The sequence below is a fragment of the Nocardioides zeae genome (assembly GCF_030818655.1).
Classification (GTDB): Bacteria; Actinomycetota; Actinomycetes; order Propionibacteriales; family Nocardioidaceae; genus Nocardioides; species Nocardioides zeae_A.
Genome location: NZ_JAUTAN010000001.1, coordinates 775,021 through 792,421, shown reverse-complemented (window position 1 = coordinate 792,421; position 17,401 = coordinate 775,021). Strand labels below are relative to the sequence as shown.

Annotated in this window: 19 protein-coding genes; 7 read left to right on the top strand and 12 right to left on the bottom strand. The window is 73.4% G+C overall.

Going from position 1 to position 17,401, the window contains the following annotated elements:
* Positions 1 to 9 precede the first annotated feature (9 nt).
* The 3 genes from QE405_RS03755 to QE405_RS03745 all read left to right on the top strand — a co-directional run bounded on the left by QE405_RS03755 (position 10) and on the right by QE405_RS03745 (position 2,263).
* A complete protein-coding gene (locus tag QE405_RS03755; RefSeq protein WP_307198876.1) occupies positions 10 to 513 on the top strand; it encodes a flavodoxin family protein in 504 nt (167 codons plus the stop codon).
* An 86-nt stretch (positions 514 to 599) separates the two neighbouring features.
* Positions 600 to 1,415 carry a septum formation family protein gene (locus tag QE405_RS03750; protein WP_307198875.1) on the top strand — a complete coding sequence of 272 codons (816 nt, stop codon included), beginning with the start codon at positions 600 to 602 and terminating at the stop codon, positions 1,413 to 1,415.
* Positions 1,412 to 2,263 (top strand): septum formation family protein, encoded by an 852-nt coding sequence (locus QE405_RS03745; protein WP_307198874.1) that lies wholly within the window; start codon positions 1,412 to 1,414, stop codon positions 2,261 to 2,263. The genes QE405_RS03750 and QE405_RS03745 overlap by 4 nt, the downstream gene beginning before the upstream one ends.
* Before the next feature lie 33 nt (positions 2,264 to 2,296).
* Here QE405_RS03745 and era read toward each other — a convergent pair whose 3' ends face one another.
* The 9 genes from era to QE405_RS03700 all read right to left on the bottom strand — a co-directional run bounded on the left by era (position 2,297) and on the right by QE405_RS03700 (position 10,499).
* Complete coding sequence (era, locus tag QE405_RS03740; RefSeq protein ID WP_307198873.1) at positions 2,297 to 3,232, bottom strand: GTPase Era; 936 nt, start codon at positions 3,230 to 3,232, stop codon at positions 2,297 to 2,299.
* Positions 3,229 to 4,056, bottom strand: coding sequence for a siderophore-interacting protein (locus QE405_RS03735; protein WP_307198872.1), 828 nt, complete (start codon positions 4,054 to 4,056; stop codon positions 3,229 to 3,231). Before QE405_RS03735 ends, era begins: the two co-directional genes overlap by 4 nt.
* Positions 4,057 to 4,070: 14 nt before the next feature.
* Positions 4,071 to 5,360, bottom strand: a complete 1,290-nt coding sequence (locus QE405_RS03730; protein ID WP_307198871.1) for an SAM-dependent methyltransferase — start codon at positions 5,358 to 5,360, stop codon at positions 4,071 to 4,073.
* A complete protein-coding gene (locus tag QE405_RS03725) occupies positions 5,357 to 6,760 on the bottom strand; it encodes an FAD-binding oxidoreductase (RefSeq protein WP_307198870.1) in 1,404 nt (467 codons plus the stop codon). The genes QE405_RS03730 and QE405_RS03725 overlap by 4 nt, the downstream gene beginning before the upstream one ends.
* Positions 6,761 to 6,876: 116 nt before the next feature.
* On the bottom strand, positions 6,877 to 7,233 hold the full coding sequence (locus QE405_RS03720; RefSeq protein ID WP_307198869.1) for a cytidine deaminase: 357 nt from the start codon (positions 7,231 to 7,233) through the stop codon (positions 6,877 to 6,879).
* Positions 7,230 to 8,525, bottom strand: a complete 1,296-nt coding sequence (locus tag QE405_RS03715; protein WP_307198868.1) for a hemolysin family protein — start codon at positions 8,523 to 8,525, stop codon at positions 7,230 to 7,232. Before QE405_RS03715 ends, QE405_RS03720 begins: the two co-directional genes overlap by 4 nt.
* Before the next feature lie 14 nt (positions 8,526 to 8,539).
* Positions 8,540 to 8,995: an rRNA maturation RNase YbeY gene (ybeY, locus tag QE405_RS03710; RefSeq protein ID WP_307198867.1), complete on the bottom strand. Its 456-nt coding sequence runs from the start codon at positions 8,993 to 8,995 to the stop codon at positions 8,540 to 8,542.
* A complete protein-coding gene (locus tag QE405_RS03705; RefSeq protein ID WP_307198866.1) occupies positions 8,992 to 10,059 on the bottom strand; it encodes a PhoH family protein in 1,068 nt (355 codons plus the stop codon). The genes ybeY and QE405_RS03705 overlap by 4 nt, the downstream gene beginning before the upstream one ends.
* A gap of 101 nt (positions 10,060 to 10,160) precedes the next feature.
* On the bottom strand, positions 10,161 to 10,499 hold the full coding sequence (locus tag QE405_RS03700) for a histidine triad nucleotide-binding protein (protein ID WP_307198865.1): 339 nt from the start codon (positions 10,497 to 10,499) through the stop codon (positions 10,161 to 10,163).
* 140 nt (positions 10,500 to 10,639) lie between these two features.
* Between QE405_RS03700 and QE405_RS03695 the strand changes: the two genes are divergently transcribed.
* Positions 10,640 to 11,542, top strand: a complete 903-nt coding sequence (locus QE405_RS03695; protein WP_307198864.1) for a Gmad2 immunoglobulin-like domain-containing protein — start codon at positions 10,640 to 10,642, stop codon at positions 11,540 to 11,542.
* A 113-nt stretch (positions 11,543 to 11,655) separates the two neighbouring features.
* Here the strand turns inward: QE405_RS03695 and QE405_RS03690 are convergent, their stop codons facing one another.
* From QE405_RS03690 to hrcA, 3 genes are all read right to left on the bottom strand, one after another.
* Positions 11,656 to 12,402: a 16S rRNA (uracil(1498)-N(3))-methyltransferase gene (locus QE405_RS03690; protein WP_307198863.1), complete on the bottom strand. Its 747-nt coding sequence runs from the start codon at positions 12,400 to 12,402 to the stop codon at positions 11,656 to 11,658.
* A gap of 10 nt (positions 12,403 to 12,412) precedes the next feature.
* Positions 12,413 to 13,594 (bottom strand): molecular chaperone DnaJ, encoded by a 1,182-nt coding sequence (gene dnaJ / locus QE405_RS03685; protein WP_307198862.1) that lies wholly within the window; start codon positions 13,592 to 13,594, stop codon positions 12,413 to 12,415.
* A 76-nt stretch (positions 13,595 to 13,670) separates the two neighbouring features.
* On the bottom strand, positions 13,671 to 14,717 hold the full coding sequence (hrcA, locus tag QE405_RS03680; RefSeq protein ID WP_307198861.1) for a heat-inducible transcriptional repressor HrcA: 1,047 nt from the start codon (positions 14,715 to 14,717) through the stop codon (positions 13,671 to 13,673).
* Positions 14,718 to 14,864: 147 nt separating this feature from the next.
* On the opposite strand from hrcA, the gene QE405_RS03675 reads away from it, so the two are divergent.
* From QE405_RS03675 to QE405_RS03665, 3 genes are all read left to right on the top strand, one after another.
* Positions 14,865 to 15,566, top strand: coding sequence for a hypothetical protein (locus QE405_RS03675; protein ID WP_307198860.1), 702 nt, complete (start codon positions 14,865 to 14,867; stop codon positions 15,564 to 15,566).
* A gap of 36 nt (positions 15,567 to 15,602) precedes the next feature.
* Positions 15,603 to 16,463, top strand: coding sequence for an MBL fold metallo-hydrolase (locus QE405_RS03670; RefSeq protein WP_307198859.1), 861 nt, complete (start codon positions 15,603 to 15,605; stop codon positions 16,461 to 16,463).
* 62 nt (positions 16,464 to 16,525) lie between these two features.
* Positions 16,526 to 17,380 (top strand): DUF3097 domain-containing protein, encoded by an 855-nt coding sequence (locus QE405_RS03665; protein WP_307198858.1) that lies wholly within the window; start codon positions 16,526 to 16,528, stop codon positions 17,378 to 17,380.
* Positions 17,381 to 17,401: the final 21 nt, after the last annotated feature.

Genomic DNA, 17,401 nt, shown 5'->3' with positions numbered 1-17,401 from the left:
GTTCGACGCATGTCCACGCTGCTCGTCGTCCACCACTCGCCCACACGCTCCGTGCGTGCGCTCACCGACGCGGTCCTCGCGGGCGCGGGTGACGACGCGCTCGAGGGCGTCGCAGTGCGGGAGGTCCTTGCGCTGGAGGCCTCCGCCACCGACGTGCTGGCGGCGGACGGCATCGTCCTCGGCACGAGTGCGAACTTCGGGTACATGAGCGGAGCGCTCAAGCACTTCTTCGACAGCACCTTCCTCGAGATCGGAGGTTCCCTCGACGCGGGCGGCGCCGCCGGCACCAGCACGAGCACCGGCGGCGAGAGCGCGCGACGCATCCCCTTCGGCCTCTACGTCCACGGCCGCTACGACACCGAGGGCGCCGTGCGCTCGGTGCTCGCGATCGCCGGCGCGCTCCCGTGGCGGCAGTCCGCGGACGTGCTCAGCGTGCTCGGCGACGTGGGCGAGCGTGACGAGGCGGCGGCCTACGAGCTGGGCGGTACGATCGCGGCGCTGACCACCGCCTGACCTGTTCCACCTGCGTCCGCCGAGCACCCGCAGGCGATCCGACCGACGTTCCGACCGACGTTCCGACACACCGAGGAGTCCCGCACGTGCCCCTGACCCACCGCCGGGCAGCGAGCGTCGTCGGGATCGCCCTGGGCCTCGTGCTGACGGCCTGCTCGGGCAACGGCGACCAGGGCTCCGACGCGGACCCCGACCAGGTCGACGCGGTCGAGACGCCCGAGCTGGGGGCCTGCCGCGACCTCACCCCCGACGATGTCGCCCTGCCCAGCAACGCGACCCGCACGGTCGACTGCAGCGAGCCGCACACCGCCCAGACCTACAAGATCGGGAACCTCCCCGACGAGTTCGACGATGCCGCCTGGGACAGTCGCGACCTCGGCGCCTGGGCCTACCGCACCTGCAGCGACGCGTTCGCGCAGTTCCTCGGTGCCGACGAGAGCACGGTCATGCGTGCTCGCGTCACCTGGGCCTGGTTCCGCCCCTCGGAGCAGGCGTGGGAGGAGGGCGCGCGGTGGTACCGCTGCGACATCGTCGGCGGCGGCGAGGCCTCGGAGTCGTACGACGACCTTCCCGAGACCGCGGAGGGTCTGCTGACCGGCCTGCCCGCCAACGACGACTGGATGACCTGCGCGAACGGCGCGGACGTCGACACCGCGCCGCGGGTCGCCTGCTCCGAGGAGCACACCTGGCGGGCGGTCACGACCGTCCAGGTCGGCACCGCGGAGGACGAGTACCCCGGCGACGAGGTCGTCGCCGCCCGCAGCCGCGACTACTGCTCGGAGTCGGTGAGCGCGTGGCTGGGCTACCCGCTCGACTACGACTACGGCTACACGTGGTTCGGCGAGGGCCAGTGGGACGCCGGCAACCGCCGCACCATCTGCTGGGCCAGGACCGACCGGTGACGCGCTCCCGCCTGCGCCACCCCGCCGCGACCACCGCGGCCACGGCGGTGGTCCTCGCGCTCACGACCGCGCTCGCCGGCTGCTCCGGCGGGAGCGACGACGACGCCACCGCGACACCGTCCACCAGTGCCACCCCGACCGCGACGCCGACCACGGCAGCGCCTGCGGAGCGCCCCGCGGCGGGCGCCTGCTACGACCTCGGCTTCGAGGAGGCGCTCGCCCCCACGACCACGAGCGAGGCCGTGGACTGCGCCGCCGACCACACGGCACAGACGTACGCCGTGGGTCAGCTCGCGACGTACGCCGACGGCCACCTCCTCGCCGTCGACGACCCGGCCGTCCAGGCGGGCCTGGGGGCCACCTGTCGGTCGTCGCTGGCGGAGTACGTCGGCGGTGACACCGACGCCTTGCGTCTCTCGGTGCTGCGCGCCGTGTGGTTCTCGCCGTCGATCGAGGCGTCGGACGCGGGCGAGGACTGGTACCGCTGCGACGTCATCGCCGTGGTCGACGACGCCACCCTCGGCACGCTGCCGCCGACGATGGAGGGTGCGCTGGGCGGGGACGGCCTCGACAGCCTCGGCCTGTGCGGCACGGCCGCGCCCGGCGCCGACGGCTTCCGCCGCATCGCCTGCGGCCTGGAGCACACGTGGCGCGCGATCGACGTGGTGGACCTGGGCTCGTCGTACCCCGGCGAGGACGCCGCGGCGGCCGCGGGCTCGGCGCAGTGCCAGTCCGCCGCGGGCGAGCTGGCGGCGGACGTGCTCGACTACGAGTGGGGCTACGAGTGGCCCACGCAGGAGCAGTGGGACGCGGGCCAGACCTACGGCCTCTGCTGGGCACCCGCCTGACGCCCGCCCAAGCCCCCCGGCGCGACGACCGGCTCAGAACCCCAGGCGGCGCAGCTGGCGTGGGTCGCGCTGCCAGTCCTTGGCGACCTTGACGCGCAGGTCGAGGTAGACCGGCGTGCCCAGCATCGCCTCGATCTGGCCGCGGGCGGCGCTGCCGATCTCCCGGAGCCGCGAGCCCTTGTGGCCGATGATGATGCCCTTCTGGGACTCACGCTCGACGAAGACGTTCGCGTGCACGTCGAGGAGCGGCTTGTCCTCCGGACGGTCGGGGCGCAGCCGCATCTCCTCCACGACGACCGCGATCGAGTGCGGCAGCTCGTCGCGCACGCCCTCGAGCGCGGCCTCGCGCACCAGGTCGGCGACGATCGCCTCCTCGGGGGTGTCGGTCAGCTCGCCGTCCGGGTAGAGCGCCGGGCCCTCGGGCAGCAGGGCGAGCAGGAGGTCCGCGAGCAGGCCGACCTGCTCGCCGCCCGTGGCCGACACCGGCACGATCTCGGCCCACTCCGTGTCCGTCGCCCGGCCGAGCTCGGCGATGGCGAGGAGGTGCTCGGCGAGCCGCTCGGGCGTCACGAGGTCGGTCTTCGTCGCGACGGCGACCTTGACGGTGCGGCGCACCTTCGTCAGCTCGTTGACGATGAACCGGTCACCGGGACCGATCTTCTCGTCGGCCGGGAAGCAGACGGCGACGACGTCGACCTCGGACCAGGTGGACAGCACGAGGTCGTTGAGGCGCTCGCCGAGGAGCGTGCGCGGCCGGTGGAGCCCCGGCGTGTCGACGAGCACGAGCTGGCCGTCGGGCCGGTGGACGATCCCGCGCACGACGGTCCGCGTGGTCTGCGGGCGCGAGCTGGTGATCGCGACCTTGGTGCCGACGAGCGCGTTCGTCAGCGTCGACTTGCCCGCGTTGGGTCGGCCGACGAAGCAGGCGAAGCCCGAACGGAAGCTCCCGTCGCCATCCGGTGCGCTCATCGGCTCTCCTCCTGCTCCCGGGCGGCGTCGTAGTCCGCCCAGATCTGGTCGTCGGTCTTGCCCGCGGCCTTGCCGGCCCGGTAGATCGGGCCGGGATCGACCGCACGGGGCTGCCGCTTCTGGCCGCCGCCCCGCCAGTAGCCCATCACGTCGTACGCCGTGCTCGGCAGTTTCACGACGCGCATCAGGTGCTTGCGGATGGCGCGCATCTGCGCCGACTCGCCCGCCATCCAGAAGTACCCGTCGCCCGCGGGCCAGGTGATGCCCTCCACGATGTCCGCGAGGGCGCTCTCTCCCTCACCGGGCGGGGCGGACCAGGTGACGTCCGTGCCGGCGGGCAGGTAGGACGCGAGCAGCGCCGGGTCGTCCGGCACCTCCGCCCAGACGCGCACGGGCAGACCGGGCCGCGTGCGGCGTACCTCCTCGACGGAGCGCGCCATGGCGGGCAACGCCGTGAGGTCGCCGACCAGCAGCAACCACGCCGCGTCGGGGGCCGGCAGGAACGACGCCTTCGGGTCGGTGACGGTCACCGTCTCGCCGACGCAGTCGCGCCGCGCCCACTCGGTGACGAGGCCGACCTCGTGGACGACGATGTCGAGCACCAGCTCACCGCGACCCTCGCGCGCGGCGGGGTCCCACGAGCGCACCGTGTAGTAGCGGCTCTGGAACTGGCCCGGGACGACCAGCCCGACCCACTCGTCGGGCATGCCGGTCGAGCGGAAACGCTCCAGACCGGGGCCGGTGAGCACGAGGCGCACCAGGTGCGGGGTGAGCTGCTCCCGCGACGCGACGACGGCGGTGTGCTGCTCGGCCCGGGTGCTCACCGGCCAACGGTAGGTCAGACGCCGAAGGTGTGGCGCAGCGGGTAGCCGCTGTTCCCCCGCTCGTCGGTGCGCGTCGCGAGCACCTGGTGGAGCTGGATCTCGTTGCGCTCGAACGCGATCCGCGAGCCCGTCATGTAGATGCCCCACACCTTGGCGGTGCCCTCGCCGACCTCGGCAACGGCCTCGTCCCAGTTGCGCTCCAGGTTCTCCGACCAGCCCCGCAGCGTCCGCGCGTAGTGGGTGCGGAAGTTCTCCGTGTGCTGGACCTCGAGGCCGGCGTCCTGCGCGTCCATGACCATGCGCCCCGACCCGGTCAGCTCGCCGTCGGGGAAGACGTAGCGGTCGATGAACGCCCCCGTGCGCGTCGGGAGGTTGTTCGCCCGCGTGATCGAGTGGTTGAGCAGGCGTCCCTCCGGCTTGAGCCGGTCGCGCAGCGTGGCGAAGTACGCCGGGTAGTTGCGCACGCCGATGTGCTCGCTCAGGCCGATCGAGCTGACCGCGTCGAAGTCGCTCTCCACGACCTCGCGGTAGTCGAGGTGGCGCACCTCGGCGAGGTTGGACAGGCCGGCGGCGTCGATGGCCTCCTTCGCCCACTGCGCCTGCTGGAGGCTCAGGGTCACGCCGAGCGCCTTGACGCCGTACTCCTTCGCGGCGTGCATGACCATGCCGCCCCAGCCGCAGCCCACGTCGAGCAGGCGCTGGCCGGGCTTCAGGTCCAGCTTGCGGGCGACGAGGTCGAACTTCGCGGTCTGCGCCTCCTCGAGCGTCGCGTCCTCGGTCTCGAACACGGCACAGGTGTAGGCCATCGACGGGCCGAGGACGAGCTCGTAGAACCGGTTCGACACGTCGTAGTGGTGGTGGATGACCTCGGCGTCGCGGGTCAGCGAGTGCCGCAGGCCCTCGACGGCACGACGCCAGCGCGGCAGGTGCTCCTGCGGCGGCACCGGCGGCGGCTTCAGGTGCTGCAGGCCCAGCCCGCGGAGCAGCCGGATGGCCTCGGTCGCGCTCGGCCGGCGGAACGACAGGTTGCTGAGGAGGAGGGTGAGCCCGTCGTACGGGTTGCCGGGGTGGATGCCCGAGATCTGCAGGTCACCCATCACGTAGGCCCGCGCCATGCCGAGGTCGCCGGGGGCCGTCAGCAGGTAGGACAACCCGCGCTCGTTCGCCAGGTGGAGGTGGACGTCGGAGTCCTCGGGACCGGCCGCGGACCCGTCGTACGCCGTGAAGCGCACCGGCATCCCGTGCTTCATCAGCGTGCTGATCGCCTCACCGATGGTGATCGAGCCGTTGCTGGTCGTGCTCACTTCCTGCGCACCGCCTTCTCGTAGAGCGTCGACAACCGGTCGTCGGGGTCGTAGGTCTTCTTCACGCGGGCGAGGTTCGCGCCCTCGTAGAGCGCGTCGAAGGTGGCCTCGTCGTAGAACGCCTCGGAGTAGAGGGACTTGTGGCCCTCCAGCTCGTGCACCCGCTGCTCGATGGCCCGGTTCACCGGCGCGTCGGGCGCCTCCGGCCCGACCGCCACGGTGCCCCAGAAGCCGACGTTGACGTAGGTGCGGCCGGGCTCCAGCGGGTAGGTGGCCCACGTGCGGGCCGACCCCGGCCCGTCGGGCTCGCGGAGCCGCAGCGGGCACAGCCACACCGGCCGCATCCCGACCTCGCGGTCGAACCACTCCAGGAACGCGGGCAGCCGCTCGACGGGCACCTCGATGTCCTGCACGACGCGCTCGCGCTCGGGGAGCTTCTTCAGGCGGTCGAGCCTCGCGATGATGCCGAGCCGCGTGTCCAGGCCCACGAGTCGGTGGTAGACGTCCGAGCGGCGCTTCGACCGCGGCCAGAGCCGGCGGATCCGCGGGTTCTGCAGCCCGAAGGCACCCGAGCACCAGAACCAGTCGGTGTCCCACCGCCACAGGTAGTCCTCGACCGTGAGCAGGTCGGTCGTACGCTGCTGGATCGAGCGGTAGTAGATCTCGTCGACGTACGTCGAGGGGCGGTCCCCGGCGCGGGCCGTCTCCGGCGCGTCGGTCCAGCGGGCGAGCGTCAGGTAGAGCTCGTCGGGCGAGAAGGCCGTGCCGTCGAGGCCGTCGACGCGCTCGCCGTCCCACTCCCCCGACACGCTGATCGCGGCCGCCGCCTCCGTCAGCGCGGCGGCGTCGGAGAATCGGACGTGGCGGAGCGCGGCGTACGCCGGCACCGGCTCGAGCTCGATCCGCAGCCGCGTCGCGTAGCCGAGCGACCCGTAGGAGTTGGGGAAGGCGTCGAAGAGGTCGCGGTGCTCGTTGGTGGCCGTGGCGGTGACGATCTCGCCGGCGCCCGTGAGCACGTCCATCTCGAGCACGCTCTCGTGCGGGAGGCCGTTGCGGAAGGACGTCGACTCGATGCCGAGACCCGTGACGGCGCCGCCCAGGGTGATGGTGCGCAGCTGGGGCACGACGAACGGGATCAGCCCGTGCCGCAGCGTGACCGTCACCAGGTCCTCGTAGGTGCACATCCCCTGCACGTCGGCCGTGCGCGCCTCGGGGTCGATCGAGATCACACCACCGAGCCCGCTGACGTCGAGGCCCGGCGTCGTCGTCGCGGTGCGCGGCCGGAACAGGTTCGACGTGCGCTTGGCCAGCCGGACGGGCTCCCCGGACGGGATGGCCGCGTACGACGCGAGCAACACCCTCGTCGCGGCCTCGTGCGCTGCGGCTCCGACGGTCTCCACCTGGTCGAGGCTAGTGCGAACAGGGGCCGCCGGGTAGCGACTTTGGTCTCATCAAGTTGCGGGGTGCAAACAAGTGGCGCGCCCCCTCCGGCGGGAGCGCCCTCGGGAGACCGCCCTCAGGAGAGCGCTGTGCCGCGGAGCGTGCCGCGCGGGTCCGCGAGGTGCACGGGCACACCGGCGCCCGAGAAGTCCCGCACCACCGCGAGGTCGCGGTCATCGACGACCTCCGCGTCGCCCAGCACGACCGCCGCCTCGAGCGACCGGGCACCGGACGCGATGGCCATCGCGACGCAGACGCCGAGCGCGCTGACCTCCAGGGAGGGCAGCGCGACCGTCGCCGCGGCGTACGTGCGGCCGTCCTGGTCGCGCACCGCGGCACCCTCCGCCGCCCGCGCCCGCGCCCGCGTCGCGCGGGCCAGCGTCACCAGCTTGCGGTCCTCGGGGCCTGCCACCTGCTCCTGCTCCGTCGTCACACCCGCTCCTCGTCCTCGTCGTCCTCGTCGGCCAGCCGCGTCACGAGGACGGTGCTGACCTGGTTGCGCCGGCCCTTCGTGCCCTCGGCGCGGAAGCCGAGACCGTGGGCCTCGACCGTGGAGCCGGGGATGGGCACGAGGCCCAGGTGCTTGGCCATGAGGCCGCCGACGGAGTCGACGTCCTCCTCCTCGATGTCGTAGCCCGCGAACAGGTCGTCGAGGTGGTCGATGGGGAAGCGGGAGGAGACCCGGTACGACGCCTCGTCGACCCGCTCGACGTCGACCTCGTCGTCGTACTCGTCCGTGATCTCGCCGACCAGCTCCTCCAGCACGTCCTCGATGGTGACGATGCCGGCGGTCCCGCCGTACTCGTCGACGACGACCGCGATGTGCTGGCGCATCGCCTGCATCTCCGCGAGCAACGCCGCGACGGGCTTGGAGTCGGGCACGAAGTGGGCGGGGCGCATGTGGTCCTCGATGCGCTCGGTGATGTCGGCGCCGCCCTCGCGGTCCTCGAAGTCGAGGCGGGCCAGGTCCTTGAGGTAGGCGAAGCCGAGCACCTCGTCGAGGTTCTCGCCCACGACCGGCACGCGGGAGTAGCCCGAGCGCAGAAACAGCGACATGGCCTGCCGCAGGTTGCGGTGGCGCTCGAGGAACACCACGTCCGGTCGCGGGACCATGACCTCGCGGGTGATCGTGTCGCCGAACTCGAAGACGGAGTGGAGCATCTTGCGCTCCCCCGACTCGATGACCGCGCTGGCCTCGGCCAGGTCCACGAGCTCCCGCAGCTCGGTCTCCGTCGAGAAGGGACCCTCGCGGAAGCCCTTGCCGGGCGTGATCGCGTTGCCGACCAGGATCAGCAGCCGCGGAAGCGGGCCCAGGAGCCGCGTCAGGAGCCACACCGGGAGCGCCGAGCTGAGCGCGACGACCTCCGGGTGCTGGCGGCCCAGCGTGCGGGGCGCGACGCCGATGACGACGAACGACACGACGAGCATGCCGGCGACGGTGAGGAGGATGCTGCCCCAGAAGCTCTGCACCGCCTCGTCGACCCGCAGCGTGACGAGCACGATCGCGAACACCTCGGCGAAGAGCCGCAGCAGGATCAGCGAGTTGAGGTAGCGCGGCGGGTCGTCGAGCACGCGCACGAGGTACCGCGCCCCTCCGCGTCCCTCCGCCCGCAGCTCCTCGGCGCGGGCAGGGGAGAAGACCGAGAGGGCCGTGTCGGCCGCGGCGAGCAGACCGGCCACGACGACCAGGCCCGCGGCGGCCACGACCACCCAGACGTCATCCATGGACGACGATGCTCTCAGGTGGTCGCACGCCACCGGGCCAGCAGGTCGTCCTGCAGCCCGAACATCTCCTTGTGCTCCTCCGGCTCCGCGTGGTCGTAGCCCAGCAGGTGGAGGATGCCGTGCACCGTGAGCAGCTCGAATTCGGCAAGCGTGCCGTGCCCGGCCGTCTCGCCCTGGCGGGCCGCGACGGTGGGGCTGAGCACGAGGTCGCCGAGCACGCCCTCCTCCGGCTCCTCGTCGATCAGGCCGGGACGCAGCTCGTCCATGGGGAACGAGAGGACGTCGGTCGGCCCCTCCTTGCCCATCCACTGCTCGTTGAGCTCGGCGATGGTCGGCTCGTCGACGAGCTTGATGCACAGCTCGGCCTCGGGGTGCACGCGCATCGCGTCCATCACGAACCGGGCCAGCCGCACCGTGCGCTCGCCGTCGACGAGGTCGGTGTCGGACTCGTCGATGATCTCGATGGTCACGAGGGTCGTCCTCCCTGCGCCTGCGGCCGACCGGTACGCCGCGGGGCCGCGCCCCGCGGTCCGTCGACCCGCTCGGGGCGGTCCGCGCCGCTCGACCGGTCGGAGTCGTAGGTGTCGTAGGCCGCCACGATCTTGGCGACCAGCCGGTGGCGCACCACGTCGCCGCTGGTCAGGCGGTTGAAGGAGACGTCGTCGACGTCCTGGAGGATGCTCTCCACGACGCGCAGGCCCGACGCCTGCCCGTTGGGCAGGTCGGTCTGGCTCGTGTCGCCGGTGACGACGATCTTGGAGCCGAACCCGAGGCGGGTCAGGAACATCTTCATCTGCTCGGGCGTCGTGTTCTGCGCCTCGTCGAGCACGATGAAGGCGTCGTTGAGCGTGCGGCCGCGCATGAAGGCGAGCGGAGCGACCTCGATCGTGCCCGAGGCCATCAGCTTCGGGATCGTCTCGGGGTCCATCATGTCGTGCAGCGCGTCGTAGAGCGGCCGCAGGTAGGGGTCGATCTTCTCGCTCAATGTGCCGGGCAGGTAGCCCAGGCGCTCGCCCGCCTCGACCGCCGGTCGCGTGAGGATGATCCGCGTGACGTCCTTGCTCTGCAGGGCCTGCACCGCCTTGGCCATCGCCAGGTAGGTCTTGCCCGTGCCGGCCGGGCCGATGCCGAACGTGATCGTGTTCTGGTCGATCGCCTCGACGTACTTCTTCTGGTTGACCGTCTTCGGGCGGATCGTGCGGCCGCGGTTGGAGAGGATGTTGAGGCTCAGCACGTCGGCCGGGCGCTCGGTGGTCTCCGCCCGCAGCATCGCCACGACGCGCTCCACGGTCTCGCCCGAGACGCCCTGGCCCGTGCGGATCAGCGTCACCAGCTCGCCCAGCAGGCGCTCGGCGAGCGCGATCTCCGGGGGCTCGCCCTCGAGCGTGATGCGGTTGCCGCGCACGTGGACCTGGAGCCCGAAGGCCTCCTCCAACGCCGCGAGGTGCTCGTCACCCGGTCCGAGGAGGCTGACCATGTCGATGCTGGTGGACACCGTCACGGTGTGCCGGGCGGCAGTCTGCGATTCAGTCATGGAGGCCCGTGGGGGCGGCCTTTCGGTGCGGGAGACGAACTCCTCCATCGTACGCCGCGGCCCCACCCCCGGACCCACCGCTTTTCAGGCGGGCCAGCTTCTCAGGCGGGCCAGCCCATCGTCGTGCCGCCGATCACGTGGAGGTGCGCGTGGAAGACGGTCTGACCGGCGTCGGCCCCGGTGTTGAAGACGAGCCGGTAGCCGTCGAGGCCCTCCGCCTCGGCGATCGCGCTCGCGCTCGTCAGCAGGCCCGCCGCCGTCGCGGGCTCGCCGGCGGCGAGCGCGGCGGCGTTCTCGTAGTGGCTGCGCGGCACCACGAGCACGTGGGTCGGCGCGACCGGGTTGATGTCGCGGAAGGCCAGGGTCGTCGCGGTCTCGTGGACGACCGTGGCGGGGATGTCGCCCGCGACGATGCGGCAGAAGAGGCAGTCGGTGGTCACGTGGTCAACCTAGTGGCCGACCGCGTGGCCGATCGAGCGGCCGACCCACGCAACCGCGGGCGCGGTTCGCGCGTCGTACCCACCAGGCAGCCCGGCCGGCGACTACCGTCGAGCCGACCCCACCCGAGGAGGCACCTGACATGTCCATCCGTCGCACCGTCGCCCCGCTCGCGACCAGCGCCGTGCTCGCCCTGACGCTCGCCGCCTGCGGCGGGACCGACGACTCCGACCGCGCCGGCGCCTCCGGTGACGGCGCGAGCAGCGACTCCTCGCCCTCCGCGCCGGTGAGCACGTCGTCGGACGCGGGGTCCGGGGACGGCGGGGGCACCGACGCCGGCGAGGGCGACGGCGGCGGGGACGCCGCGACCGCGGTCTACTTCGTGACGCCCGGCCCGCTCGGGGACCGCCTCGTCCGCGAGTTCCAGCCCGGCGGGGCCGACCTGGCCTCGGCGGTCGACCTGCTGTCGGGCACGCCGCAGGACCCGGACTACACGAACCCCGCGAGCGGATGGGTGCAGGAGGCGACCCAGGACGGCGACGAGATCGTCGCGACGGTCGCGGGCGCGGCGCCGGGCGGCGAGGGCGCGGCCCTCGTGGTGCAGCAGGTCGTCTACACCCTGCAGGCCGCCGTCGGCGACACCCTGCCCGTGCGCTTCGTCGACGCCGACGGCGGTGACGTGACGGTGGCCTCCGGCGCCGCGAACCCGGTGGAGGCCGCGCCGCAGCTCGACACGCTGCTGCTGGTCAACGTCACCGACCCCGCGGAGGGCACGACGGTCTCGGGCAGCTTCACGGCGACGGGCCGGGCCAGCTCCTTCGAGGCGAACGTGCCGTGGGAGCTCCGCCGGGGCGACGAGGTCGTGGACTCCGGCTTCGTGACCCACGAGGGCGACTGGGCCACCGGGCTCGGCCCCTGGGAGGTCACCGTCGACGTGAGCGCGCTCGACCCGGGCACCTACACGTTCGTCGCCCGCACCGACGACCCCTCGGGCGGCGAGGGCCCCGGCCCGGCCGAGGACACGAAGGACGTCGTCGTCCGATGAGGCGCTGACCCCCTGACCCCCTGACCCCCTGACCCCGGGTCGTGGTGCGAGGCCACCGGAATACGCAGGTCTCACACCACGACCGGGGTGGGAAGGGGGGGGTACGCCGCGGCTCAGCCCCAGCGGGACGTGCGGGCCAGCAGGGCCGCGACCGCGGCGAGCCCGGCGGTCGAGGTGCGCAGCACCTCGGCACCGAGCCGCACGGTCGTGGCGCCGGCCGCCTCGAAGGCGGCCACCTCCTCGGGGGCCAGGCCGCCCTCGGGACCGACCACGACGCCGATGCTCGCGCCGGGCGCGTCGGGCACCACGAGCCCGCCCAGCGCCGCACGGGCCTCCTCGTGGAGCACGACGACGAGGTCGATGGCCGCCACCAGCTCCGCGACCGCAGCCGTGGAGGCCAGGGGGGTCACCTCGGGGAACCACGCGCGCCGCGCCTGCTTGGCCGCCTCCCGCGCCGTGGCGGCCCACTTCGCGTGGGACTTCACCGCCCGCTCGCCGCGCCACACGGCGACGCTGCGCGACGCCGCCCACGGCACGATCCGCTCGACGCCGACCTCGGTCAGCACCTCGACGGCCAGCTCTCCGCGGTCACCCTTCGGCAGCGCCTGCACGACCGTGATCGCGGGGCCGGGCCGGGGCTCGTCGACGACGTCGCGGACCTCGACGTCGAGCACCCGCTTGCCCGTCGCGACGACGACCCCCGTCGCGGAGCGACCGCGGCCGTCCACGAGCCGCAGCTCCTCGCCCACCACCGTGCGCCGCACGGCGACGGCGTGGTGCGCCTCGTCGCCCCCGAGCCGCACGACGACGCCGGGGCGGGCGTCCGCGAGCGCCGGGCAGAGCTGGACCGGGAGGCTCACCGGCGCCCGCTCAGTGGTTGAACTTGTCGCGCAGCCGGTCGAAGAACGACCCGCGGCGCATCTGCACGGACCCGTCGTCGGCCTGCTGCTCGCCCCGCAGCTCGGCGAGCTCGCGCAGCAGGGCCTCCTGCCGCGAGTCGAGCTTCTGCGGGGTCTCCACGGCCACCGTCACGACCAGGTCGCCCCGGGCCGCGCCGCGGAGACCGGGCACGCCGCGCCCGCGCAGCACCTGCTCGGTCCCCGACTGCGTGCCGGGCTTCACCTCGATCCGCGTCTGGGTCTCGAGGTCGCTGTCCGCGCCGTCCGTGACGAGGTCGGCCTCGAGGAGGGGCAGCGTGATCGAGGCGCCGAGCGCCGCGGCGGTCATCGGCACGGTGACGACGCAGTGCAGGTCGCCGCCGTCGCGCACGAAGAACTCGTGCTCGGCGACCCGGATCTCGACGTACAGGTCGCCGGCGGGACCACCGCCCGGGCCCACCTCGCCCTGACCGGTCAGCTGCACGCGGGTGCCGGTGTCGACGCCCGCCGGGATCTTGATCGTCAGGTTGCGGCGCGAGCGCACGCGTCCCTCCCCCGAGCAGGTGCGGCAGGGGTCGGGGATGATCGTGCCGAAGCCGCGGCAGGCGGCGCACGGCCGCAGCGTGCGGATCTCGCCCAGGAACGAGCGCTGCACGTGGGCGACCTCGCCCGCGCCGCGGCAGGTGCTGCAGGTCTGCGGGCTCGAGCCCGGGGCGGCACCGTCGCCCGCGCAGGTCTCGCACACGACCGCGGTGTCGACCTTCAGCTCGCGGGTGACCCCGAACGCGGCCTCGGCGAGCTCGACGTCGAGGCGGATGAGGGCGTCCTGGCCGCGGCGCTGCCGCGGTCGCGGACCGCGGCCACCCTGTCCCTGACCGCCGGCACCGCCCCCGAAGAAGGCGTCCATGATGTCGGTGAACGAGAAGCCCTGGCCCTGCCCGGCGCCGCCGAAGCCACCGCCGAACGGGTCGCCGCCGCGGTCGTAGGCCGCCCGCTTCTGGGGGTCCGACAGCACCTCGTAGGCGCGGCTGACCTCCTTGAACTTCTCCTGCGTCTCCGGGTCGGGGTTGACGTCCGGGTGCAGCTGACGGGCCAGTCGCCGGTACGCCTTCTTGATGGCGTCGGCGTCGGCGTCACGGCTGACGCCGAGCAGCTCGTAGAGGTCCTGGCTCACGTGTGTCCTGTCCATCGCTTCCGTCGTTCTCGTGTCGGTCGGTGTCCGGGACCGGCCCGGAGGAGTACGTCGCGGCTCAGCTGCCGCTCTCGTCGAGGATCCGCGACATGTAGCGGGCCACGGCGCGCACGGCGGCCATGCTCCCCGCGTAGTCCATGCGGGTGGGCCCCACGATGCCGAGCGACGAGAGGGCCTCGGGGCCCGCGCCGTACCCCGCGGTGACGACGCTCGTGCCCGCCAGCTCCTCGACGGGGCCCTCGGCCCCGATGCGCACGGTCACCCCGCCGCCGGTGGTGGCCTCGCCGAGCAGCTTGAGCAGCACCACCTGCTCCTCGAGCGCCTCGAGCATGGGCCGCAGCATCGTGTCGAAGCCCTCGCCCGCGCGCGCCAGGTTCGCCGCGCCGCCGACGACGACCCGCTGGTCGGAGGAGTGGTGGGCCAGCGCCTCGACGAGCACCGTCACGACGTCGTCGAGCACGGCGTCGCGGATCTCGCCCGGCCCCGTGGCGTCCGGTCCGTCCGCGCGCAGCGACCGCAGCGCCGTGCTGGCGGCGACCAGCCGCTCCCCCACGACGGCCTGGTTGACCTGCGCACGGAGCGTGGCCACCTGGTCGTCGGCGAGGTCGTGCTGGAGCTCGACGAGCCGCTGCTCGACGCGCCCGCTGGAGAGGATGAGCACGACGAGGAGCCGGCGCGGCGCGAGCGCCACCACCTCGACGTGGCGGACGGTGCTGGCGGACAGCGTGGGGTACTGCACCACGGCCACCTGGTGGGTGAGCTGCGCAAGCATGCGCACGCTGCGGCGCACCACGTCGTCGACGTCGATCGCGCCCTCGAGGAACGTGGCGATGGCGCGCTTCTCGGCGGTCGACATGGGACGCACCGTGGTGAGCCGGTCGACGAACAGCCGGTAGCCCTTGTCGGTGGGGATCCGACCGGCGCTCGTGTGGGGCTGGTGGATCAGTCCCTCCTCCTCGAGCACCGCCATGTCGTTGCGCACCGTGGCGGGCGAGACGCCCAGCCCGTGCCGCTCGACCAGCGCCTTGGAGCCCACCGGCTCCTCGGTCGCGACGTAGTCCTCGACGATGGCCCGCAGCACGGCGAGCCGACGCTCCTCGACCACCCTCGCTCCTTCCGCCGATGTCCGCGCCGAGCCTGGCACTCCTCGCGCGCGAGTGCCAATGCTACGACCACCGACGAATTTCGGGAGCCTGGGTGACAGACCGACGACGCTAGGTTAGCCTTGCCTAAGTCGCTCAGGAGGTAGCTCGTGTTCCCCATGCTCACGTCGGCCGATCCCGACCAGCTCGCCGCTCGTGCACGCAGCGCGCTGTCCTGCCCCGCCGCCGCCAGCATGGTCATCAAGGGCACCGAGCACCTCTTCGGCGGCGACGACCTCGGGCTGCAGGACCGCTCCGGCGTGCCGACGCTCGTCTGCCGCGCGGGCTCCGTCGTCGAGCAGGCCGGCCAGTCCCGCCAGAAGGCCCTGCTCCGCATCATCTCGGGCGTCGTGGAGGAGGACGGCACGACGGAGTCGGTCGTCATCGCCGGCAAGCTCGCCGCGCCGCGTCCGTGCTGCGACCCCGCCATGAGCGCCGTGGCGATCGAGCCGACGATCATCATGCTGATCCGCACGCAGGCCGACGGCTCGACGCGGCAGTACCGGGTGCCCGCCGCCCTCTTCACGAGCCCCGCCCACGCGCTCAACCGGGGCTACCTGCGGCGCTGCACCGAGCACCTCAACGAGTGCCACGACGCCGAGCTGCGCCAGGCCGTCTCGCTCTGCACCGGCACCCCCGCGCCCCGCCTCATCGGCGCCGCGCTCCACGACCTGTCCCCCGCCGGGGTCGAGGTGCGGTGGGTCGACGGGGACGGCGCCCACCTGCGCCGCGTCGACTTCGACGGCGACGCCACGACCCCCGACGAGCTCGCCGCCGCGCTCCGCGAGCACCTGCACGCCGGTCTCTGCTGACGCACCCGGCCGACCCACCCACCTAGGGTGGGCCCCGTGCAGGACGGGACGTTCACCGAGGTCGCGGACCGCGTCTGGGTCGCCCGTCACGCCTGGTACGACGTCAACGTCACCCTCGTCGCAGGCACGGCGGGCGCCGTGCTGGTCGACACCCTCGCCTCCGAGCGCGCCGCCGCCGGGCTCGTGGAGCGGGTACGCCGCGTGCTCGCCCCCGGCACCCCCCTGCTGGCCGTCGTCGCCACCCACGAGCACCACGACCACGTGCTCGGCAACGGCACCGTCCTCGACGCCTGGCCCGCCGCAGCGCTCGTCGGCCACGAGACCGCTGCCGCACGCATGGCCGCCAGCGTGCCGGCGCAGCTCGACGCCGAGGCGCTCGCCGCTCCCGACGACCCGCGGCTCGAGGAGATGCGTGCGAGCCGCGTCGTCCCGCCGACCACCACGTTCTCCGGGGTCCACGTGGTCGACCTCGGCGACCGCCACCTCGAGCTCCTGCACCCCGGACGGGGCCACACGGCCGGCGACCTGGTGGTGCGTGTGCCGGACGCCGACGTCCTCGTCGCCGGCGACCTCGTGGAGGCGCTGCCCGCCTACGGCCCCGACAGCCACCCGCTGGAGTGGCCCGGCTCCCTCGAGCTCCTGCTCGGCCTGCTCTCCCCCGCCTCGGTCGTCGTCCCCGGGCACGGTGCCGTGACCGGTCGGGACACCGTCGCGGCGCAGCACGACGACGTCGCCCGGGTGGCGGCGACGATCGCGGAGCTGGCGGGCCGCGGCGTACCGGCGTCCGCGGCACTCGCCACCGGCGACTGGCCCTACCCCCGGGAGGCGCTGGAGCACGCCGTACGGCGCGGGTACGCCCACCTGCCGCCGGGGGCGGTGCGCCTCCCCCTGCTGTGAGGTCGGCCCGGCGCGGCGTGGCTCGCCAGGACCGTCGGTGGCGCCCCCTAGCGTCTACCGACGTGAACGACCGCTACGGAACCGACGTCCTCTCCGGCGACTGGCGTGCCCCCAAGCGCGGCCGCGCGGTGGAGCACCCGGCCGACCTCGGGCTCGTCGTCGAGGAGGTCACGACCGACTGGTGCGGCGAGATCGTCACCGTCGACCGCGACCTCGACGTGCTGACCCTCGAGGACCGGCGTGGCAAGCGCCGCACGTTCCCGCTCGGGCCCGGGTTCCTGCTCGAGGGCAAGCCGGTGATCCTGACCGCGCCCGTGCGGGCCGCGGCGGCGCCGGCGCGACCCGCGCGCACGGCCTCCGGCTCCATCGCGGTCCACGACGCGAAGGCACGGGTCGCGCGCGAGTCGCGGATCTTCGTGGAGGGCCGGCACGACGCCGAGCTCGTCGAGAAGGTGTGGGGCGACGACCTGCGCATCGAGGGCGTGGTCGTGGAGTTCCTCGGCGGGGTCGACGACCTGGCCGACCACCTCGTGGACTTCAGGCCGGGCCCGGGGCGCCGCGTCGGCGTGCTCGTCGACCACCTCGTGCGGGGCTCGAAGGAGAGCCGCATCGCCGACTCGATCGCGCGCTCGGCCGTCGGCGGGCACGTGCTCATCGTCGGCCACCCGTTCGTCGACATCTGGCAGGCCGTGAAGCCCGACCGCATCGGGCTGCGCGCGTGGCCCACGATCCCGCGCTCCGTCGAGTGGAAGCACGGCGTGTGCCAGCACCTGGGGTGGCCCCACCGCAACCAGGCCGACATCGCCCGCGCCTGGCAGCAGATCCTCGGCCGGGTGTCCTCGTTCGCCGATCTCGAGCCGGCGCTGCTGGGCCGGGTCGAGGAGCTCATCGACTTCGTGACGGACCCCGCCGGCTGATCGCGGGCGGCCCCTCCCGGC

What these genes read in the sequence shown, in the direction of transcription:
- QE405_RS03755 (WP_307198876.1), top strand. Translation starts at nt 10, where the DNA reads ATGTCCACGCTGCTCGTCGTCCACCACTCGCCCACACGCTCCGTGCGT.
- QE405_RS03705 (WP_307198866.1), bottom strand. Translation starts at nt 10,059, where the DNA reads ATGACTGAATCGCAGACTGCCGCCCGGCACACCGTGACGGTGTCCACC.
- QE405_RS03695 (WP_307198864.1), top strand. Translation starts at nt 10,640, where the DNA reads ATGTCCATCCGTCGCACCGTCGCCCCGCTCGCGACCAGCGCCGTGCTC.
- QE405_RS03715 (WP_307198868.1), bottom strand. Translation starts at nt 8,525, where the DNA reads ATGGATGACGTCTGGGTGGTCGTGGCCGCCGCGGGCCTGGTCGTCGTG.
- era (WP_307198873.1), bottom strand. Translation starts at nt 3,232, where the DNA reads ATGAGCGCACCGGATGGCGACGGGAGCTTCCGTTCGGGCTTCGCCTGC.